Genomic DNA, 20,705 nt, shown 5'->3' with positions numbered 1-20,705 from the left:
GGAAGCCTCTCGGCTTTCGAGCCCCTCTCTCGCTAGCGGGAGAGGGGACTGTTTCGTGACGGTTGGAAGCATCGCGGCTTTTGAGCTCCTCTCCCGCTCGCGGGAGAGGGATTGGGGCGAGGGCCGGTCAAAGCCGAGCCGCGTTCGCCCGTTCCCGCACCTGCGCGAACGTCCAATCGCTGACCAGCCGGCCGTCCTCCCACACCGTCACCATCGCATCGTCGTAGCCCATCGGCTTGGCCGCTTGCTCCAGCGACGGCGCGTCCGCCGGCACCGGCACGGTCTTGAAGTGGCCGTATTCGCGATGGCGCAGCAGGGTCATGCGGCCGCGCTTGCTCGACTTGCCCTTGTCGGTGACCGGATCCTTGTAGACGTCGATCCACTCGCCGTCCACGCGCGCCGCCGAACACTTGAGCGCGAACTTCTGCGTATCGCGATCCAGGCGTTGCAACAACGCGCCGCCCATGCCGAAGGCGAGATTGTCGGTGGCGTAACCGTAGCTGGTCGCGCGTTCGAGAATGGCGCGGATGCTGGTCGGGTTGATGCCGTCGCCCTGGATCACCCGCACGTGGTTGAGCACCTTGTAGCCCTTGGCGTTGACGGTGTGGCCGAAGGCTTCGTCGAGCAGGGTCAGGCACTGATGCACCACGTCCACCGGATCGCCCGAATCGGGGCGCACCACCAGCGTCGCGCCCGAGGCGATCACCTGCTCGCGCAAGGTCTTGCCCCAATGCTCGCGGATCGCATGGAAGATGTCGTAGCTGTCCGACACCACCGCGACGATCGCGGCGGGCTTGGCGAACTGATCGAGCATGTTGCGGTACGCATCGACTTCGCGCTCGCGGCCCCAACTGGTGATCGTGCTGTGCTCCGCGGCGGGAATCGAATAGCCGGCCATCGGCTCGTGGTAATAGCGCTTGGCCAGCAGCAGGCCGGAGACGGTGTCGGTGCCGAGGAAATTGACCAGATGCGCGGCGCCGCCGAGCGCGGCCGATTCGGTGCTGGACACGCCGCGCGCGCCGAAGTCGTGCAGCTTGAACGGCAGCTGGCCTTCCGGGTCGTCGCTGGTGCGTTCCAGGAACTGGCGGATGGTTTGCTTGGCGTGCCAGCTGATCGTGGCCACCGTCACCGGGTACCACAGGCGCAGCAGCAGGGTTTCCAGGTAGGACGGCACCCAGTAGGCCTGCGGGTCGGTCGATTCGATCGTCACCAAGGCTTGATGCGTCGGCACCACGGTGCCTTCGGGCACGGCGCGGATGCGGATCGGCATCAGCCCGCCGTGACGGTCGACGATGTAGCGCCAGCCGGCCTCGTTGAACGGTTCGCCGTGCGCGGCGAACAGGTCGCGCGCCTCGTCGATGTCGGCGTGGGTGATCGGCTTGGCCAGATATTCCTTGAGGATCGCCTGCAGGCCGAAGAACACCGTGCGGTCGTACACGCCGCCGCGCGATTCGATGTAGAAGAACGTCGCATCGGTGCCGGGCGGGTATTGCAGCCAGTGGCTGGCCTTGTAGCTGTCGGTGTTGAGCAGCAGGTTGTCGAGGCATTGCATGACGGGAAGCTCCTTCGCGTCGGGTGTGGCCGGCGGTCTGTCCGCCGGCGGGAGGGCCGGGCGGTGCGCTGAGCGCTCAGCCGCGGCCTAGGAAATACTCGAGGATGTGCAGGTGGTCTTCGAACAGCTGCGGGCTCATCTCCAGCGCTTCGCTGACCGCGATCCAGCGCGCCTTGTCGGCGTCGTCGCCGCCGCGCACCTGCGGCAGCTCGCCGGCCGGGAAATCGAAGTGGAAGGCGTGGGTGATGGTGCGGCCGCGCGCGCTGCGGTCGGGATGGTCGAACACCCGCTCGCCCTTGATCGAACCCTTGAGCACGGCCAGCGGCACTTTCAGCCGGGTTTCCTCGCGCAGCTCGCGCAGGCAGGCGTCGAGCAAGGTCTCGTGCTGGCCGACGAAACCGCCCGGCAGCGCCCACAGGCCGCGGCCCGGTTCGGCGCGGCGGCGTACCAGCAGCACGTGGCCGGAATGCACCACCACCGCGTCGGTGGTGACGAAGGTCGGCGCGTACGGCGCGTCGGCCCAGGCCGCGCGGTATTGCTCGACGAATTGGTATTCGGCGACCAGTTGCTTGAACGCCGGCGAGCTCTTGCGGAAGGCTTCGAGCATGTCGAACACCGGCGCCGGCACGTTGGCGCGGATCAGCATCAAGCCGCCGTGGCTGTCGATCTGATTGGCCTCGAACAGGAACTTGCGCAGTTCGGTGGCCGACAGCGTCGCGGTGTGGTTGACGTCGACCAGCGGCCACTGCGGGAACTCGCGCAGGTAATAGCTGGAGGCGTCCTTGTCCATGCCGATCAAGCCGATGCGCGCGTCCGCGGCGCCGCCGTCGGCGCGCACCGCCTCGGCGACCGTGCGCTGCACGTTGGCGATCCACTGGCTCTCGTTGTAGAGATGGTCGCGCAGCGGACGCACGATCAAGCGGTCGGCGCTGTCGGCGAGCGCGGCCTGGATCATCACCGCGCGCTCGGCGACGGTGAACGGATTCTTGACGGTGCGGGGGGTGTCGGCGGAACCGACCAGGAAGACGACTTTCGCGGCCTTGCCCAGCGCGTGGCGGGCGACGGCGGCGTGGCCGTTGTGGAAAGGCTCGAAACGGCCGATGAAAACGAGGTAATCGTATTGCTGCGTTGCCATGAGAATCCCTCACGGAGTTGAAGTGGCCGGCGGTCTGTCCGCTGGCGTACGGCGAATGCTACGCCGATGCATGGGGGCGTCAAGTGCCTTCGTGTGACAGCGTAGCTCCCGATGTAGGAGCGGCGTAAGCCGCGACACCCGAAGCCCGGACGATCCGACGCGCCGGCTACCTCAAGGCGCCGCGTCGCATCCGCTGCGCCGCCGAACCGCGCCGATCCGGCGTTCTTCGCCTGACGCCGCGGCTCGCCGGTTTCGGGCGTCGCGGCTTACGCCGCTCCTACATCGATACAATCGGGGCAGGACAAGGGAGGTCGGCGATGGCGATGCAGGTTCCGCGGTATTGGGCGCAGGCGCGGGTGCAGGAGAAGTTCGGGAGGGGGCACGTCTCCGGGCGGGTTTCGCTGACGGTGCGTCGCTTCGGTTGGTCCGACTCCAGCCTCGCCGAGGCCCAAACGATGGCCGACGCCCGCGCCCGCGACGCCTTCGACCGCATCCTCGCCGGCGAAACCTTGTCGCGCAACGAACCGCGCGTGCCTTACGACGCCGAAGGGTTGCCGATCCGCGAGGAGATCGTCGAACGCCACGGCGAGATCGTGGTCACCCGCAACAGCTACGGCGCGCGCTGCCTCAACTCGCCGGACGTGCTGTTCGCCGACGTCGATTTCAAACCGCCGCAAGCGGGGCCGGTGAGTTGGGGCTGGTTCGCGGCCGCGCTCGTCGCCGGCGTGGCGTGCGGCGCGCTGGTGCATCCGGTCGCCGGCATCGCGCTGTTCATCGCCGCGTTGGTCGCGATCGGATTCGTGCGCAACGCCGCGGCCCAGCGCCGCTACCGCGAAGAAGGCGGCGGCCCCGAAGCGCGCGCGATGGCGCCGGTGAACGCGTTCCTGGCCGCGCACCCGCATTGGCATCTGCGCGTCTACCGCACGCCCAACGGCTTCCGCCTGCTGGCGATGCACCAGACCTTCGACCCGCTGGACCCGCAGGTGCCGGCGTTCTTCCAGGCCATCGGCGCCGACGCCTATTACGCGCTGCTGTGCCGCTACCAGCACTGCTTCCGCGCCCGCCTCACCGGCAAGCCCTGGCGCGTGGGCGTGCGCGAACGCATGCCGCCGCGCAACGGCGTCTGGCCGATCCCGGCCGAGCGCATGGCCGAACGCGAGAGTTGGGTGGCGCAGTACGAACGCAAGGCCGAAGGTTACGCCGCCTGCCGCTTCGTCGAGGCGTTGGGCAGCCGCGATTACGTGTCGGCGACGCAGTCGGTGCAGCGGTTGCACGATGATTTGTGCAAGGCCGACAGTCGGTTGCCGTTGGCGTGACCGGCGGGCGATCGGTCTCGGGGGCTTGCGGAATGAAGGAGCCGTTGCGACGAGTCGTATCCGCCGCGAACCTCAGCCCGCCACCACCTCGATCCGCACGTTCTCGCACTCCACCACCTGCCCCGCGCGGATCTTGCAGGTCTTGCGCAGTTCGACCTGTCCATCCACCCGCACCGCGCCGCTGGCGACGATGGCCTTGCCGGTGCCGCCGCTGTGGGCCAAACCGGTGAGCTTGAGCAGTTGGTTGAGTTCGACGAAGTCGTGGGCGGCGTCGAGTTCGAATTGGATCGGTTGCATGGCGATGGTGCCGAACAGCGGTGACGGGCAGGCAGGGTCGCAGCGCTGAGACCTGGACGCAAGACGTTTGCGCGTCCGGCGGCGTACTCTCGGCCGATCGGCGCCCGCGCGGGCGCCGCCCAGCCCCTTGCGGAGGTCCACGATGAAGCGAGCCCAGTACGAACGGCGCGGCCCGGTGCCGCAGGATGTGATCGAGGCGGTCGAGTTCCAGACCCCGCCACTGGCCGCGGGGCAGGTCCTGATCGAAGTGCTGGCCGCGCCGATCAATCCTTCCGACGTGCTGACCCTGACCGGCGACTACGGCCTGCTGCCGCCGCTGCCGGCGGTGGGCGGCAACGAGGGCGTGGGCCGCGTGGTCGAGCTCGGGCCGGAGGTGACGCAGGTGAAGGTCGGCCAGACCGTGTTGTTGCCGATCCAGGGCGGCAGTTGGGCCACGCACATGGTCGGCACCGCCAAGCATCTGGTCGCGCTGCCCGACGGCGCCGATCCCCAGCAACTGGCGATGATCACGATCAATCCGCCGACCGCGCTGCTGATGCTCAGCGACATCGTCGCGCTGGAGCCGGGCGACTGGGTGATCCAGAACGCGGCCAATTCGGCCGTGGGCACGTATCTGATCCAACTGGCCAAGGCGCGCGGGCTGCGCACGATCAATGTGGTGCGGCGCGAATCGGCGGTGGAGGCGGTGCGCGCGGCCGGCGCCGACGTGGTCTTGATCGACGGCGACGACTTGGGCAAGCAGGCGCGCGAGGCGGCGCAGAAGGCGCCGATCAAGCTCGGCATCGACGCGGTCGGCGGCTTGGCGACCCAGCACATCGCGCAGTCGCTGGGCGAGGGCGGGGTGGTGGTGAACTACGGCGCGATGAGCGGCGAGGCCTGCCAGATTTCGCCGGCCTCGTTCGTGTTCCGCGACGTGTCGCTGCGCGGGTTCTGGCTGTCGCGCTGGTTCCAGCAGGCGACGCCGGCGCGGCGCGCGGAAGTGTTCGGCGAGATCGCGCGGCGGGTCGCCGCGGGCGAGTTGCACGCGCGGGTGCAGGCGACGTATCCGTTGGAACGGATCAAGGACGCGGTCGCGGCGGCTGCGGCGGGCGAGCGCGAGGGCAAGATTTTGGTGCTGCCGAACGGGTGAGGCGAGGAGTGAGCGGGGAGGAGCGAGCGGGAGCAAGCGCGGTTCTCGCCCGCTCCCCGTATCTTCGACCGCCGGAGCGAGCATAAAACGCGAGGAATCGGCGAAAACGCAGCGATAATGCTCGTCTCGCTTCTCACTCCTCTGCGCTCACTTCTCGCTGGAAAGATCATGAGCACCGAACTGCAAATGCTGGCTTGGTCGGTCGCGCTGGGCATCGTCCATCTGCTGGTCGCGGCCGGCTTCATGACCGCGCAGCGCGGCGTGCGCTGGAACGCCGGCGCGCGCGACGGCGCGCCGCAACCGCTGACCGGCGTGGCCGCGCGGCTGGAGCGCGCTTGGCGCAATTATCTGGAAACCTTTCCGATGTTCGCCGCGCTCGCGTTGGCGGTGGTCGTCGCCGGCCGCGGCAACGACCACACCGCCTTGGCCGCGCAGTCGTATTTCTGGGCGCGGCTGATCTACGTGCCGGTGTACGCGGCCGGCATCCCCTACCTGCGTTCGGCGGTGTGGGCAGTGGCGCTGTGGGGCATCCTGCAGTTGCTGTGGGCGCTGCTGTGACGCCTCAGCCGGCGGCCTGCGCCTGCGCGCACAACGCGCGCTTGGCCGCGGGCGTGAGCTGTTTGATCGCGTATTCGGCGCGCAGCGCGGCGCCGCGGTCGGGATGCTCGAACCGCGCCAACAGCCGCGCCGGCGGATGCGCGCGGGTGTAGCGCGCGCCCTTGCCGGCGGCGTGCTGGGCGTAGCGGCGCTCCACGTCGACGGCGATCCCGGTGTAGAGGCTGCCGTCGGTGCATTCGATGAGGTAGACGTACCAGGGCATGGGGATAGGGTAAGGCAGGAGATAGCGGATAGGAGTTAGGAGATAGCGAATGCCCCCGCTATCTCCTAACGCCTATCCGCTAACTCCTAGATGTTTAGCAAATTAGTTAAGTAATCAAGGCTATACTGGCCCGGCGCCGCCCCGGCGCGCCTTGCCGCCGCCGCCATGTCGCAGGACAAGATCTTCGAAGCTCTGGCCTCGTCGCCGCGGCGGCAGATCCTGGCGTTTTTGTCCGAGCGCGAACTCAGCGCGGGGGACATCGCCGCGCGGTTCGAGATGAGTGCGCCGGCGGTGTCGCGGCATTTGTCGGTGTTGGTCAACGCCGGCTTGATCAGCAGCGAGCGGCGCGGGCAGTTCGTGGTCTACAAGCTGGTGCCGGATCATCTGGTCAACACGCTGACCCAGTTCGCGTTCGAGATTTGCCCGGTCGGCGGCCCGCTCAAGCGCGAGAGCCGGCGCGCGGCGCGCAAGGGCGCGGGCAAGGCCGGCGCTTGAACCCTCGCGCCGCGGCCCGCGCGGTTCGCGGGACGCGGCGGTATCGGCCTCGTTCGCGGCTTACGCCGCCGCGCCGGCCTCGGCGCGATGGCGATAGAAGCCCAGGATCGTGTCGCTGAAATCGCCGATCAGCCAGCGCGCCAGCGGCGCGGCGTACCAGTTGAAGCCGGTGCTCACGCGGTAATCCATGCGGATGCTCAGTTCGGTGTCGCCGCCGCGCGGCGTCAGCGTGTAGCGGGTGCCGATCAGGTCGAAGTAGCGGCCGCCGATTTCGACGTGATCGTCGAGCGCGCCGGCCGGAATCGAATCGGGCGCGAACTGGTATTGCCACTGCACGTAACGGCCCGGGCGCCAGTCGGCCGAACGCTGGCGGAAGTGGATGCCCTTGCCCATGCGCACCTCGCGGGTGAGGCCGGCGGCGTCTTCGTGGGTGAGGCCGGCCAGCGGCACCGGCACGCCGATGCGGTACATCCAGGCGCGATCGACTTCCTCGGCGCGGATGCGGTCGGTGTCGAGGAGGTTGCGCCAGACGGTTTCCGGCGCGGCGTGGATCAGCACGCTGCGTTCGGTGCGTTCGATCCGCCGCGGCTCGTCGTGGCCGACGCCGAGCAGGGTCAACACTAGCGGCAGCACCGCCACGCTGTAGACCGTCGGCGTTTTCGACCAGCCGGCCCAGCGGCACAGCGAGCCCATGATCATGCCGCCGACCGAGCCGAGAACGGCGAACAGCGGCCAGATCAGGATCACGCAGATCGCACCTTCGAGCATGAACAGCATCGACCCGGCCATGCACAAGGTGACGCTGAGCCAGGGCGCGAAGAAGTGGTAGCGCAGCCTGCGCGCGCGTTCGCGTTCGGCCAGGTAGACCGTGACCGCGCCGATGGCGACCGGCGCGATCAGGATGAAGACGGTCAGCATCGGCGCCCAGGCGCTGCCGGGTTCGCCGTTGAAGACAGTGCGCAGGATCAAGCCGATCAGCGCGCCGCCGGCGAACGGCAGCACGGTGAGCAGCAGGCGGCGCAGCCATCGCATCGGCGCGGAGCCGGCGGGCTCGGCCTGCGCATGCGGCGGAAGCGGCGGCGGTTCGGACGATGCGGCGTGGGGGCGGTTCGGGTCGGGCGAATTCGATTCGTTCATCGGTTCATCAGCTCTCGGAAGGAGCAGCAGGCGTCGTCGGCGCGGGTCGGCGGTTCGGCGCCGAGGCAGTGCAGTTCGGCGCGCGGCGGCAAGTCTTCGGGCAGGCGCAAGCCGCTCACCCAGCCGATGCGTTCGAGCGCGCGCAACATCCACCAGCCCGGATCCCATTCGCCGGGATACAAGCCCAGCCGCGCCGAGCCCGGAAACGCATGGTGGTTGTTGTGCCAGCATTCGCCCATCGTCAGCAGCGATGCGAAGCGCACGTTGCGGCCTTGCACCGCGGCGCCGCGCACTTCGTGATGCAGGCCGCCGTGGTTGTGGGCGAAGTAGCCGATCAGCCAGTGGCCGAACACGCCTGCGGTCACCCGCGCGCACACGCCCCAGAACACCCAGCCCCAGCCGCCGACGGCGTAGAACGCCAGCGCCCACGGCAGTTGCTGCCACATCCAGGTGCGTTGCAGGAAACGGTAGACGCGGTCTTCGGCGATGCGCGGTTCCAGTTCGATCCGCGGCGGCGCGTCCAGGCGCAGTTCGCAATGCAGTTGCCACCACGCGTCTTGCAGGAAACCGCGGCGGTGGGCGAGGTAATCGTGGCAATGCGGCAGGCGTTGCGCGTAGTCGCGCAGGTCGTGGGTGTGCACCAGCGCGATCGGCCCGGCCAATCCGACCTGCACGCCGCAGTAGACCAGCAGGTACTCCAGCCATTTCGGGCAGGCGTAGCTGTCGTGGATCAGCTTGCGGTGCATGCCCAGCGAATGGCCGAGCAGCAGCACGGCGGCGGTGCTGAAGGCGAACAAGGCGAACGCGCCCCAGCTGAAGGTGAGCGCGCCGCCGACGACGGCGCCGGCGGCCATCGCGCAGAACCACAGCGAGCGTATCGGTTCCCATACGACGCGGCCGGCGCTGACGGCGCGGACCGAATCGGCCAGCGCCGCGCGCGAACGCACGCGATGGGCGCGCAGGCTGGCGGGCATCGCTTCCACGAACCGAGCTTTCATGACCTCATCCCTGGTGCGCTGCATGGCCGGAGCGGCCCGACGCCGGCCCCGCCGGCGCGCGATGCATGTATTTAGCAATTAACTAATTTGCTAAATGATCGGGTGCGCGCGGAAGCCGCGTCAAGCTGGCGCCGACGGGCGGTCGATGGCGTCGAAGCAGGATGCCGAACGGGAAGCGGCGCCGCGAACGCGGACCCGGGGTGGATGGCTGCGCGGAATCGAGGGTTGAGAAGCCGGCGCGGCTCAGCCGTATTCGATCGCCAGTACTTCCACGTTGATGTCGCCGGCCGGCCGCTTCCACAGCACGCTGTCGCCCACGCGCGCGCCGTGCAGCGCGCGCGCCAGCGGCGAGACCCAGCTGATCAGGCCGCGCTCGGGATCGGCCTCGTCCTCGCCGACGATGCGGTAGCGGTGTTCGCCGCCGTCGTCGTCGGTCACCTCCACGCGCGCGCCGAACGCGACCCGGTCGGGCGGCTGGCGTTCGGGGGCGATGGTGATCGCGCCGAGGATGCGCGCCTGCAGCCAACGCATCTCGCGCTGCACGTGCGCGCGCTCCAGGCGCGCGCCGACCGCTTCGCGCTCGACCGCGCGATCCAAGGCCTGCAATTCGCGTCCGGCCTCGTTCAAGCGCGCGCGCAACAGCATCATGCCGCGCGGCGTGACGTAGTTGGGGTGCTCGCTGATCGGCAATTCCGGCAATGCGCCGGGATCGGATTCGCCGTCGCCTTCCTTGACGAAGGCGCGGCTCATGCGGAGGCGTGGAAGACAGACATCGCTCGACTCTAGGACAGCAAACGTTGTCTCAAGGTGAGTGCGATGGGGTTCGCGCTTTGCCGGAATGGCCGGTTATGCGGTTCAGCTGACGAAATCGTAGAGCCGGTAGATCCACGAGGCCTGATACAGCAGGCCGGCGACGGCGAACGCGGCGTGGAAACGTTCGCTGCGCGTGCGCATGGCGATCAGGCACAAGACGACGTAAGCGAGGTTGCGCAGCGGATATTCGAGGCCGAAGGCCTCGAAGTAACGCGTGCCCTTGATCAGCGTGTCGCCGAAATCGATGGCGTAGGACAGCGCCATGATCCCGAAGAACCAGTGCCGGCGCGAATAGAAATAGTCGCGCCAGCCGGTGTAGTCGCGGATGTCGTCGGGGAACAGCAGCGTGCACAGCACGAACAGCACCACGACGTAGCCGACCAGGAACGAGAACGCGAGAAAGCTCCAGCGTTCGACGTGGATCAGGCTGAACTCCCACCACCAGAAGTGGGCGAGCAGGGTGAACATCGACAGCGCCCAGGCGATGTGGACCCAATAGGGCCGCTCGCGGCCGGGGTGCTGGACGAAGCGCGCCAGCCCCTTGAGCAAGGTGGCGACGGCCAGGCCCAGGACGATGCCGAGCAGGACGCGGATGTGCAGGAACTGCTCCATGACGGTCTCCCCGCGCGAGCGCGCCGGGGCGCCCGTCGGCAGCATACCGCCGCGTCGCGCCGCGCGGCCGTAAGGGCGGCGCAACCCGCGATCGACCGCTGCGGCGCCGCTTCGCCGCCCCACTCCGACGCCCCGAATCCCTGAGTTCACCCGTCTTCGACCGCCGGAACCGGCACGCCCAAACCCCGCGCTGCCCCGGCCCGCATCCGAACCTGCGATCATGTCGCCATGGATTCCAACACCCCCGCGGCCCCGGCCGCTCCGGCCGCTGGCGCCGGTTTCGACACCCTTTCCCTCAGCCCGGCCCTGCTCCAGGGCGTGGCCGCGCTCGGCTACACCGCCATGACCCCGGTTCAGGCGCGCGCGTTGCCGGCCATCCTCGACGGCCGCGATGTGCTCGCCCAGGCGCCGACCGGCAGCGGCAAGACCGCGGCGTTCGGCCTGGGCCTGCTGCATCGTCTCGATCCGTCGGCGATCCGCACCCAGGCGCTGGTGCTGTGCCCGACCCGCGAGCTGGCCGATCAGGTCGGCCAGCAATTGCGCAAGCTCGCCTTCGCCATCGGCAACCTCAAGGTTTCGGTGCTGTGCGGCGGCATGCCGGTGGGGCCGCAGTTGGCCTCGCTGGAACACGCACCGCACGTCGCCGTCGGCACGCCCGGGCGCCTGCAGGAACTGCTGCGCCACGGCGCGCTCAAGCTCGACGGCTTGCGCACGCTGGTGTTCGACGAGGCCGACCGCATGTTCGACATGGGCTTCGAAGAGGCCGTGCGCGAGATCGTGCGCAAGACGCCCAAGACCCGTCAGGGCTTGCTGTTTTCGGCGACGTTCCCCGAGGCGATCCGCGAGCTGGGCCGCAACGCGCTGCGCGATCCGGTCGAGGTGACGGTCGAAGGCGAAGCCTCGGCGCCGCGCATCGAACAGTACTTCTACGAAGCCGAAGCCGCGCGCAAGACGCCGCTGCTCGGCGCGCTGCTGCTGGAATACCGCCCCGAGTCGTGCGTGGTGTTCTGCAACATGCGCAAGGACACCGAGGAAGTGGTCGGTTCGCTCGAACACTACGGCTTCACCGCGCTGGCGCTGCACGGCGAGATGGAGCAGCGCGACCGCGACGAAGTGCTGGTGCGCTTCGCCAACCGCAGCTGCAACGTGCTGGTCGCCAGCGACGTGGCGGCGCGCGGCTTGGACGTGGAAGACCTCGGCGCGGTGGTGAACTACGACCTGCCGACCGATCCCGACGTGTACGTGCACCGCATCGGCCGTACCGGCCGCGCCGGCCGCGGCGGCGTCGCGCTGAGCCTGTGCGGCCCGCGCGAGACCGCGCGCGCCGAGCAGATCGCGCAGCGCATGGGCGCGCCTCTGCAATGGCGCAGCACCCAGCCGCTCGGCGGCAAGGCCCGCAACGCGCCGGCCGCGCCGATGGCGACCTTGCGCATCGATGCCGGCAAGACCGACAAGCTGCGTCCCGGCGACATCCTCGGCGCGTTGACCGGCGAGGCCGGGCTCAAGGCCGAATCGGTGGGAAAGATCAACGTGTTCGCCACCCGCTCGTACGTGGCCGTCGCGCGCGGGCAAGCCGCCGCGGCGCTGGCGCGGTTGCGCGAGGGGAAGATCAAGGGGCGGAAGTTCCGGGTCAACCGGTTGTAAGCGGGGTTCGGACGCGGCCTCGCGCTTGCGGCGCGATCTGTCGGTGCGCGGTCGCGGCTCGCGCCGCTCCTACAGGGCGAGCCCGACGCGGCGACGCAGCGTAGGAGCTGCGTAAGCTGCGACCGCGACACCGCGCTTGCGGCGCAACCTGCTGCAACCCGGTCGCGGCTCACGCCGCTCCTACAAGGCGAGCCCGAAGCCGCGACGTGGCTGGAAGTCCGACCGTAGGAGCTGCGCAAGCTGCGACCGCGACACAGCGCTTGCGGCGAGACCTGCTGAAACGCGGTCGCGGCTCGCGCCGCTCCTACAGGGCGAGCCCGAAGCCGCGACGTGGCCGGAAGTCCGACTGTAGGAGCTGCGCAAGCTGCGACCGCGACACCGCGCTTACGGCGCGACCTACTGCAACGCAGTCGCGGCTCACGCCGCTCCTACACGAAGCAGCCGCAAACCCCGTCATTTACCGTTGAGCGAATACTTCCCCGGTCCCAGCAGCACCACCGCCGCGGCCGTGGCCAGGAACATCGCCTGCAACTCGATCATCCAGCCGCCTTGTTCGTTGAGCTGGCCCAGCTGCCCCAGGTGGACCAGCGCGATCGCCACCAGCATGTTGCCGGCGATCAGCACCGCGCCGATGCGCGCGTGCCAGCCGAAGATCAGCAGGGCGGGGCCGAGCACTTCGCCGAGCAGCACGCCGTAGCCGAGAAAGCCGGGCAGGCCGTGCGATTCGACCATGCCGACGATGCCCTCGGTGCCGCCGCGCAGTTTGGCGATGCCGTGCAGCAGGATCAGCACGCCCAGGGTCAGGCGCAGGATCAGTTTGCCCAGGTCGGACCAGCGCTCGGTGTTCATGGCGGCTCGCGTCGTTGGAAGTCGGGCGGAGCATGCGGCGGGAGGGGCGCAGGCGCCGTGAAGCCCGGTGCCGGGCCGGGAACGGGCGGGCCGGGTTGCGGCAGCCGATGCCTCGCGTCCGCACGGGCGCCCCGGTCCCGATGCGTGCGTGTCCGCCCACCACGAACGAACGCGAACGCACCGGGACCGAAGCCCCGCGTGCGACACCCGCCGCCCGCCTCGCCTCAGCGCAACGCCCGCAGCGTCACCGTCAACGTATCCGGATCCCCCGACCGCGCCGCGCCGCTGAAATCCGGGCCGCCGCTCGGGGTGACGTCGTCGTAGGGGAAGGCGTAGCCGCGGTTGTCCGGCAGACGCTCGTGCACCAGCCGCGCGTAGTGGTTGGTCTGGGCGTTGCGGTAGAAACGGCTGGCGACTTCGCCGTTGGGCTGGTTCGGGTTGTCGAGCAGGGTGGTGCGGTTCAAGGCCGCGGCCAGGCGCGGGATGATCGCCTTGCGCGCTTCGCTGGCGCCGCCGAGGCTGAAGGGGCCGCTGTCGCAGCTGAGCACGTCGGCGGTGCTGGGCTTGGCGAAGGCTTCGCCGTTGTTGAAGCGCAGCAGGTTGTCGCCGCCCACGCGCGCGGTCAGCACGCCGAAGCCCGATTGGGTGTCCACGGTGAGCGTGGTGCCGCGGTATTTGTTCCAGCACGCGTCGATGTAGCCGGCCAGATAGTTCTGGAAGCGCGCGGCCTGATAGTGCGCGCTCATCGCGCGCAGGTTGCGGCCGTCCGGGCCGCGCTGGATCAGCGAGTTCCAGGCCGAGCCCTCTTGCGTGGCCTGTTGCTGCAGGGCATAGCAGATCGGATCCAGCGCGCCGGCCGGCAAGCCCGGAATCGTCTCGCTGCGGCCCGACAACGAACGTAGCGACAGCCCCAGCGGCGCGGCGACGAAATCGACGTAGCTGATGTTGGCGAACAGTTCGTACTCGTTGAAGGTGAACTCGGCGAACGACCAGTTCTTGTTGAAGTTGGTGTCGCTGGCGTTGAGGAAGCTCGGATGCACCACCGCCGGGCCGGGGTTGACGTAGAAATCCAGCTTGCTGCCGGTGACGAGGTAGATCCGCGCGCCGTACATGCGCGGCACCGACACGCGCGCGGTGCTGCCGTTGGCGCCGAGCGGAATCGCGCAGTCCGCGCCCAGCGGCGTGACCGGCGCCGACGGCGAGGGCGGGTAATAGGCGCTGCCGTCGGCGCGCACGAACAGCGGGCGGCCGTTGTCGAACCCGGTGACGTAGGCATAGGCCGTGTTCTGCCCGGAGGCGTTGAGCAGGGCGAGGTTGAAGCGCGCCGGGGTGGCGGCGAAGGCGCGGCGCGGCAGCAGCGGGACGGCGAGCGCGGCGGCGCCGGCGCCGAGGAAGGTGCGGCGGGTGACCATCGTTGCGGCTCCTGGATGGGGCAAGCGCGACGGCGGGTTGCGCCGGCGACGGCGCGCGGGGAAGCCGGAGGGCTTGCGTGGACGGATGCGGGCGCGGCGCGCCCACGGCCCGCACCTTGTCCTGTCGATGACAGCGCTGTCAGTGATCGCGGCCGCAGATCGCCGACGCGCCGCGACCGTACGCGGGCGGCTGGAGGCGAGAAAGCGATTACGGTCGAAACTGAATGCGCGCCGCGGTTTACCGCATCTGCCGGATTGCCTCGCGCGCGGCGCGGCCTCCGCCAAAAGTGGGTTCAGCGCGGCGCGCGGTTGCGCGATCATCGGCGACCTTGTCGCCGTCGGATTGTCCGTTCGGCGGCCGTCGTACCCCCACCGATGTCAGGAACGCGGCGCCCCGGCGCCGCGCAGCGAAGGACGAACCGCCGATATGCCAGCCGCCCCGAATTCTCCGTCCCGCCCACGCCTGCGCGACCGCGCGCGCGGCGCGCTCGCCGCGGCGCTGTGGGCGCTGCCGCTCGCGGCCGCGGCGCAGGGCGCGGCGCCGGCGCGCGCCGGGGCCAATCTCGACGTGCTGCATTACACCGCGCGGATCGAACCCGACATCGCCGCCAAGACCCTGCGCGGTCAGGTCTCGATCCGCCTCGCCCTGCGCGCCGACGGCGCCCAGCAACTGGAGTTCGACGCCGGCGACCTGGACATCGACAAGGTCTCCGAGCACGGTCAGGCGCTGAGCTTCGAGAAAGCCGAGCAGCGCCTGCGCGTGCGCCTGCCCAAGCCCGGCAAGTTCGGCGAGCGCCACGAGATCGACATCGCCTACCGCGGCGCGCCGCGCTACGGCCTGGAGTTCCATCCCGATCGCGGCGAGGTCTATACGATCTTCTCCACCAGCCAGTGGCTGGTCTGCATCGACGCGCCGTCCGAACGCGCCAGCTTCGATCTGACCCTGACCGTGCCCAGCGGCCTCAAGGCGGTCGGCAACGGCCGGCTGGTGTCCAAGTCCGCGCTCGGCGGGCGCCGCGATTCGTATCGCTGGCGCCAGGACCAGCCGATGCCGAGCTACGTCTACGGCTTCGCCGCCGGCCGCTACAACGAGGCCGCCGGCACCGGCGAGAACGGCGAGCTGCGCTTCTATTCGGCCGAACTGCAGAGCGCGCAACTGCGCAAGGTGTTCGCCGACACCGCCGACATGCTGCGCTTCTTCGGCCGCCGCGCCGGGATCCGTTACCGCGGCCCGTACACCCAGGTGCTGGTGGCCAAAACCATCGGCCAGGAACTCGACGGCTTCTCGCTGATGTCCGAGGCCTACGGCCGCGAGGTGCTGGAAAAGCCCGAGGCGCAGGGCCTGATCGCGCACGAGCTGGCGCACCAGTGGTGGGGCAACATGGTCACCAACCTCGATTGGGGCCAGTTCTGGCTCAACGAGGGCTTCGCCAATTTCATGGCCGCCGCGTACCTGCAGCACCGCTACGGCGAAGACGCCTACCGCGAGCGCGTGGACGCCTGGAAGAAGCGCGTGGACAAGCTGCGCGAGAGCGGCAAGGACCACGCGCTGGTCTACGCCAACTGGAGCAAGCCCAGCGCCGACGACCGCGCCGTGGTCTACCAGAAGGGCGCCTACGTCCTGCATCTGCTGCGCGAGGAGATCGGCGAGCGCGCGTTCTGGCGCGGCGTGCGGACTTACACCCGCGCCTACTACGGCCATTCGGCGACCACCGCGGATCTGCGCAAAACGATGGAGCGCGCCAGCGGCCGCGACTTGTCGGCGTTCTTCGCGCGCTGGGTGGACGGCGCCGAGCCGGCGCCGGCGAAGACCGAGGCGGCGGCCAAGAGCGACGCGGCGAAGTAAGCCGACGGGCGAGGGCGCGGCGCATGGCCGGGCCGGTTCGCGGCCGGTTCGCGGCGGGGCCGTGGGCGCGGCTCGGGCCGGCACGCCGCGCATGCCTCGCGGTCGACCGCCGTCGCCCCGATCGGCGGTCCGCGGTCACGCTTCCGACTTCACATTTCCGGGTCCGACGCTGTGCGCGAACGGTCGTCTTGGCTTTAGGCTAGGGGATCGCCCCGCCCAGCCACCGCAAGGACCTCGCCATGACCCAGCCCCGCTTCGCCTCCCGTCACGCCCGTCCGCGCCGCGCGCCGCTGTACCGTGCGCTGAGCTGCGCCCTGTGGCTGGGCGGCAGCCTGTTCGCCGGCAGCGCCTTCGCCCAGGACGCGGAGCCGGCGGCGCCCAAGGCGACGGCGCAAGCCGGCGAAGCGCGCACCCTGGAGACCGTGTCGGTGCTCGGCTCGCGCCGCGCCCAGCGTTCTTCCGACACCACCTCGATCTCGCCGGTCGACGTGCTGCCGATGGCCAAGAACACCGAGGAAGGCGCGCAGTTCGACCTCGCCCAATCGCTGCAGTACGCCGCGCCCTCGTTCAACTCCACCCGCCAAAGCGGCGCCGACGGCGCCGACCTGGTCGATTCGGCCGCGCTGCGCGGCCTGGGTTCGGACCAGACCCTGGTGCTGGTCAACGGCAAGCGCCACCACACCACCGCGCTGCTCAACCTGTTCGGCGCGCGCAACCGCGGCAACACCGGCACCGACCTCAACACCATCCCGCTGATGGCGATCGACAGCGTCGAGATCCTGCGCGACGGCGCCGCCGCGCAGTACGGCTCCGACGCCATCGCCGGGGTCATGAACATCTCGCTGAAGAAGCGCAAGGGCTGCGAGGCCGTCGCCGGCTACGGCCAGTACTCCAAGGGCGACGGCGAGAACTGGCTGGGCACCGCGTACTGCGGCTTCGGCCTGGGCAGCGACGGCACCATCGGCATCACCGGCGAATGGCAGGACCGCGGCCGCTCCGACCGCTCCGAGCCGGCCGGCAGCCCGCGCATCATCGGCGACTCCAAGGTCAAGAATCAGACCTTGTTCCTCAACGGCGACAAGCCGATCACCGAGAACCTGGATTTCTACTTCACCCTCGGCGCGCAGAAGCGCGACGCGTCTTCCGCTGCGTTCGCGCGCGACGGCCTGGGCTCGGAAGACATTCCCTCGCGCAACTCCGCGGCGATGTACCCGAACGGCTTCGTGCCCTTCATCGACGGCGACATCGACGACCGCTTCGGCATCCTCGGCCTGCGCGGCTCGCTGGGCGAGTGGAACGCGGACCTGTCCTACACCTACGGCTACAGCAAGCTGCGCTACACGATCAACAACACGCTCAACGCCTCGCTGGCGAATCTGGACCTGATCAACGGCGGCAAGGGCGTCAGCCCGCGCAGCTTCGACGCCGGCGGGTTCTCGTTCGAGCAGAACACGGTCAACTTCGACGTCAACCGGTTCTACGACCACATCTTCCGCGGCTTGAACGTCGCCTTCGGCCTGGAACGCCGCGACGAGCGCTACAAGATTTTCGCCGGCGAGCCGGGCTCGTACCTGGACTACGACGGCGCCTCCGACGGCGGCAACGCCGGCAGCCAGGGCTTCCCGGGCTTCCGTCCCAGCGACGCCGGCGGCCACAGCCGCGACAGCTGGGCCGCCTACGCCGACGTCGAAGCCGACTTCACCGAGCGCTTCACCGCCGGCGTGGCGGTGCGCTACGAGGATTACAGCGACTTCGGCAACACCACCACCGGCAAGCTCGCCGCCGGCTTCCGCGCCACCGACACGCTGATGTTCCGCGCCTCGGCCAGCACCGGCTTCCGCGCGCCGTCGCTGCAGCAGAAGTACTTCTCTTCGACCATCACCGACTTCGTCAACGGCCAGCCGGTGGACGTGGTGATCGCGCCCAACGGTGGCGACCTGGCCAACCTCGCCGGGTTGCCGGCGCTGACCAAGGAGAAGTCGCGCAACTACACCCTCGGCCTGACCTGGTCGCCGAGCGCCGACACCTCGCTGACCCTGGACGCATACCGCATCGACATCGACGACCGCATCGTGCTCAGCGGCCGCTTCGGCGACGACGATCCGGTCATCGGCGACGCGCTGCGCGCGCTGCAGGTCGGGCAGGCGCAGTTCTTCGTCAACTCGGTCGACACCCGCACCGACGGCCTGGATTTCACCTTCAACAACGAGCGCGAGCTGGGCAACGACTTCAAGCTCGGCACCTTCTTCGCCCTCAACCTCAACCGCACCAAGGTGCGCGCGATCCACGCGCCGCCGTCGCTGATCGGCCGCGAGGACGTGCTGCTGTCCGAGCGCGAGCGCTTGTTCATCGAACAGGGCGCGCCCAGGTCCAAGGCGGTGCTCGGTTTCGATCTGACCCGCGGCCCGTGGGAAGGCAACCTCAAGGCGATCTACTTCGGCCCGCAGACGCTCGGCACCTTCTCCGGCACCGCCGCCGGCGTGCCGAACGCGCGCTACAAGGCCAAGGCCTCGGCCGATCTCAGCGTGACCTACGCCTTCAACGAGAACACCAAGCTCACCGTCGGCGGCTCCAACCTCTTCAACGTCAAGCCGACCCGGCAGGACCCCAACGAAACCGACAACGGCCACATCTTCGACAGCGTGCAGTTCGGCCTGAACGGCGCGGCGTACTTCGTGCGCGTGTGGCACCGGTTCTGAGCGGCGGGCGAGGGCGGTAGGATCGCGTCATGCACGAGGATCTGATCGCCCACCTGCACGACCTGTCCGCCGGCTTCGCCGCGCTGCACGCGCGGCGGATGTTCGGCGGGCACGGCGTGTACCGCGAGGGCACGATGATCGGGCTGTTGTCGGACGAGACCGTGTACCTCAAGACCGACGAACAGACCCGGCCGCGGTTCGAAGCGGCCGGGTGTCGGCCGTTCATGTACACGCGCCGCGGCGAGACGGTGCCGACCAGTTATTGGACGGTGCCGGAAGAGGCGATGGAATCGCCGCAGGAGATGCGGCCGTGGCTGGCGCTGGCGTGGGAAGCGGCGCTGCGCAAGGGCGCGAAGAAGAAGCCGGCGAAGACGCGGGCGGTCAAGAAGACGGTCGCGAAGAAAGCGGCCGCGAAGAAGAAGCCGCGAGCCTGAGTCGGATGTGGGTATCCGACGGTAGGAGCTGCGTGAGCTGCGACCGCGACAACGCAGCTGCGCCGAAGCGTCCGCAATCGTCGTGTTCCCGCGGTCGCAGCTTGCGCAGCTCCTACAGGTAGTAAATCGCCGCGGCGCGGCGGCTTGTTTCTTGATGCGCGGAAGCCACGCGTTCGAGTCGAATATGGGTATCCGACTGTAGGAGCTGCGCAAGCTGCGACCGCGACAACGCAGCTGCGCCGAAGCTTTCGCAATCGTCGCATTCCCGCGGTCGCAGCTTGCGCAGCTCCTACAGGTAGTAAATCGAAGCAGCGCGGTGGCTCGTTTCTTGATGCGCGGAAGCCGCGCGTTCGAGTCGAATGTGGGTATCCGACTGTAGGAGCTGCGCGAGCTGCGACCGCGACAACGCAACTACGCCGAAGCTTGCGCAATCGCCGCATTCCCGCGGTCGCAGCTCGCGCAGCTCCTACAGGCAGCAAACCGAAGCAGCGCGGCGGCTCAATCTTTCTCGACCGCCAGCAACCACTCCAGAAACGCCCGCGCCGCCGGGCGCAGCCGCCGGTGCGCGGGGTAGATCGCGTAGTACGACCACCGCGCCGCCATCTTCGGCCCGGGCAGGCGCATCAACTGCCCCGAGCGCAGGTACGGCACCACGATCTGCTCGCGCGCCAGCGCCGCGCCCAGGCCGTGCGCGGCGGCCATCAGCGCGTCGGTGGTGTCGCTGAAGGTGTAGCGCTCTTCGAGCTTGCGCCCGTGCACGCCGGCGGCGCGGAACCAGTCGTGCCAGCCTTGGCGGGCGTGGTCGGCGATCAGCGGCAGGTCGGCGATGTGCGCCGGTTCGACGATGGCCTCCACGCCGGGCAGGCGCGGCGAGGTCACCGGGAACAGCGCGTCTTCCATCAGGAAATGCGAGGTCAGCCCGGGCCAGTGGCCGGCGCCGTGGCGGATGCCGAGGTCCGGGCCGGCGTCGTCGAAACGTGCCAGCGCGATTTCGGTGTCGACGCTGAGCTGGATGTGCGGATGCGCGCGGGTGAACTCGGGCAGGCGCGGCAGCAGCCAGGTGTAGGCGAGCGAGTGCAGGGTGGTGATGCGGACCCGGTCGCGCTCCTCGCGCGCCAGCCGCAGGCTGCGCAGCACGCCGTCGACATCGGCCAGCGCGGTGCCGGCCGCGTCGGCGAGTTGCCGGCCTTGCGCGGTCAGCGCGACCCCGCGCGCGTGGCGCTGGAACAAGGTCACCCCGAGCCGGCTTTCCAGCTTGCGCACGTGGTGGCTGACCGCACTGGCGGTGAGGTGCAGCTCTTCGGCGGCATGGGCGAAGTTCTGGTGGCGCGCCGCCGCCTCGAACGCCGCCAGGGCCGGTAGCCAGTCCGCTCGCAACGCCATCGGAGCCTCAAGTCATATTTGTGGCTGGGTGCGAAAGTATGCGCTTGCATAGGGTTGTGGGCCAGTCAGAATAGGCCGCAGGGAAAAGCCAGATTGTCGTCGCACCCCCACGCGACCCGCACGCCATCGCCCGC

The 20,705-nt window shown here is 69.3% G+C and carries 19 protein-coding genes; 8 read left to right on the top strand and 11 right to left on the bottom strand.

Annotation, left to right across the window (positions count from 1 at the left end; all coding sequences use genetic code 11):
• Positions 1-127 precede the first annotated feature (127 nt).
• A complete protein-coding gene (locus J5226_RS22700) occupies positions 128-1,552 on the bottom strand; it encodes a nicotinate phosphoribosyltransferase (RefSeq protein WP_215837198.1) in 1,425 nt (474 codons plus the stop codon).
• Positions 1,553-1,628: 76 nt separating this feature from the next.
• A complete protein-coding gene (locus J5226_RS22695) occupies positions 1,629-2,687 on the bottom strand; it encodes a bifunctional nicotinamide-nucleotide adenylyltransferase/Nudix hydroxylase (protein ID WP_215837197.1) in 1,059 nt (352 codons plus the stop codon).
• 317 nt (positions 2,688-3,004) lie between these two features.
• Between J5226_RS22695 and J5226_RS22690 the strand changes: the two genes are divergently transcribed.
• On the top strand, positions 3,005-4,003 hold the full coding sequence (locus J5226_RS22690) for a hypothetical protein (RefSeq protein ID WP_255322900.1): 999 nt from the start codon (positions 3,005-3,007) through the stop codon (positions 4,001-4,003).
• A 72-nt stretch (positions 4,004-4,075) separates the two neighbouring features.
• Here J5226_RS22690 and J5226_RS22685 read toward each other — a convergent pair whose 3' ends face one another.
• Positions 4,076-4,300, bottom strand: coding sequence for an RNA-binding S4 domain-containing protein (locus J5226_RS22685; protein ID WP_215837196.1), 225 nt, complete (start codon positions 4,298-4,300; stop codon positions 4,076-4,078).
• A gap of 142 nt (positions 4,301-4,442) precedes the next feature.
• Here J5226_RS22685 and J5226_RS22680 point away from each other — a divergent pair, with 142 nt between their 5' ends.
• Both J5226_RS22680 and J5226_RS22675 read left to right on the top strand, forming a co-directional pair.
• Positions 4,443-5,429 carry a zinc-dependent alcohol dehydrogenase family protein gene (locus J5226_RS22680; RefSeq protein WP_215837195.1) on the top strand — a complete coding sequence of 329 codons (987 nt, stop codon included), beginning with the start codon at positions 4,443-4,445 and terminating at the stop codon, positions 5,427-5,429.
• A 168-nt stretch (positions 5,430-5,597) separates the two neighbouring features.
• Positions 5,598-5,987 (top strand): MAPEG family protein, encoded by a 390-nt coding sequence (locus tag J5226_RS22675; RefSeq protein ID WP_215837194.1) that lies wholly within the window; start codon positions 5,598-5,600, stop codon positions 5,985-5,987.
• Positions 5,988-5,991: 4 nt separating this feature from the next.
• On the opposite strand, the gene J5226_RS22670 is transcribed toward J5226_RS22675, so the two are convergent.
• On the bottom strand, positions 5,992-6,249 hold the full coding sequence (locus tag J5226_RS22670; RefSeq protein ID WP_074863767.1) for a GIY-YIG nuclease family protein: 258 nt from the start codon (positions 6,247-6,249) through the stop codon (positions 5,992-5,994).
• 165 nt (positions 6,250-6,414) lie between these two features.
• Between J5226_RS22670 and J5226_RS22665 the strand changes: the two genes are divergently transcribed.
• Positions 6,415-6,744, top strand: coding sequence for a metalloregulator ArsR/SmtB family transcription factor (locus J5226_RS22665; RefSeq protein ID WP_215837193.1), 330 nt, complete (start codon positions 6,415-6,417; stop codon positions 6,742-6,744).
• A gap of 60 nt (positions 6,745-6,804) precedes the next feature.
• Here J5226_RS22665 and J5226_RS22660 read toward each other — a convergent pair whose 3' ends face one another.
• From J5226_RS22660 to J5226_RS22645, 4 genes are all read right to left on the bottom strand, one after another.
• Positions 6,805-7,881 carry a hypothetical protein gene (locus J5226_RS22660; RefSeq protein ID WP_215837192.1) on the bottom strand — a complete coding sequence of 359 codons (1,077 nt, stop codon included), beginning with the start codon at positions 7,879-7,881 and terminating at the stop codon, positions 6,805-6,807.
• A complete protein-coding gene (locus J5226_RS22655; RefSeq protein WP_215837191.1) occupies positions 7,878-8,879 on the bottom strand; it encodes an acyl-CoA desaturase in 1,002 nt (333 codons plus the stop codon). The genes J5226_RS22660 and J5226_RS22655 overlap by 4 nt, the downstream gene beginning before the upstream one ends.
• A 243-nt stretch (positions 8,880-9,122) precedes the next feature.
• Positions 9,123-9,629 (bottom strand): GreA/GreB family elongation factor, encoded by a 507-nt coding sequence (locus tag J5226_RS22650; RefSeq protein ID WP_255322899.1) that lies wholly within the window; start codon positions 9,627-9,629, stop codon positions 9,123-9,125.
• 105 nt (positions 9,630-9,734) lie between these two features.
• Entirely contained in the window at positions 9,735-10,304 is a 570-nt protein-coding gene (locus tag J5226_RS22645; RefSeq protein ID WP_215837190.1) for a hypothetical protein, read from the bottom strand.
• 228 nt (positions 10,305-10,532) lie between these two features.
• On the opposite strand from J5226_RS22645, the gene dbpA reads away from it, so the two are divergent.
• Positions 10,533-11,948 carry an ATP-dependent RNA helicase DbpA gene (gene dbpA, locus J5226_RS22640; protein WP_215837189.1) on the top strand — a complete coding sequence of 472 codons (1,416 nt, stop codon included), beginning with the start codon at positions 10,533-10,535 and terminating at the stop codon, positions 11,946-11,948.
• A 453-nt stretch (positions 11,949-12,401) separates the two neighbouring features.
• On the opposite strand, the gene J5226_RS22635 is transcribed toward dbpA, so the two are convergent.
• Entirely contained in the window at positions 12,402-12,797 is a 396-nt protein-coding gene (locus J5226_RS22635; RefSeq protein ID WP_215837188.1) for a DoxX family protein, read from the bottom strand.
• 224 nt (positions 12,798-13,021) lie between these two features.
• Positions 13,022-14,209 (bottom strand): glycoside hydrolase family 64 protein, encoded by a 1,188-nt coding sequence (locus J5226_RS22630; RefSeq protein ID WP_215837187.1) that lies wholly within the window; start codon positions 14,207-14,209, stop codon positions 13,022-13,024.
• Positions 14,210-14,636: 427 nt separating this feature from the next.
• Here J5226_RS22630 and J5226_RS22625 point away from each other — a divergent pair, with 427 nt between their 5' ends.
• The 3 genes from J5226_RS22625 (at position 14,637) to J5226_RS22615 (ending at position 19,188) form a co-directional block, all read left to right on the top strand.
• Entirely contained in the window at positions 14,637-16,055 is a 1,419-nt protein-coding gene (locus J5226_RS22625; RefSeq protein WP_255322898.1) for a M1 family metallopeptidase, read from the top strand.
• A gap of 239 nt (positions 16,056-16,294) precedes the next feature.
• Complete coding sequence (locus J5226_RS22620) at positions 16,295-18,754, top strand: TonB-dependent receptor (protein ID WP_215837186.1); 2,460 nt, start codon at positions 16,295-16,297, stop codon at positions 18,752-18,754.
• A gap of 29 nt (positions 18,755-18,783) precedes the next feature.
• Entirely contained in the window at positions 18,784-19,188 is a 405-nt protein-coding gene (locus tag J5226_RS22615; protein WP_215837185.1) for a TfoX/Sxy family protein, read from the top strand.
• A gap of 498 nt (positions 19,189-19,686) precedes the next feature.
• On the opposite strand, the gene J5226_RS22610 is transcribed toward J5226_RS22615, so the two are convergent.
• Positions 19,687-20,571 (bottom strand): LysR substrate-binding domain-containing protein, encoded by an 885-nt coding sequence (locus J5226_RS22610; protein WP_215837184.1) that lies wholly within the window; start codon positions 20,569-20,571, stop codon positions 19,687-19,689.
• Between the last annotated feature and the right edge of the window lie 134 nt (positions 20,572-20,705).

This window comes from Lysobacter sp. K5869, from assembly GCF_018847975.1.
Taxonomy (GTDB): domain Bacteria; phylum Pseudomonadota; class Gammaproteobacteria; order Xanthomonadales; family Xanthomonadaceae; genus Lysobacter.
Note: the sequence above shows the minus strand (reverse complement) of the source record. Positions and strands in the feature narration are given on the sequence as shown.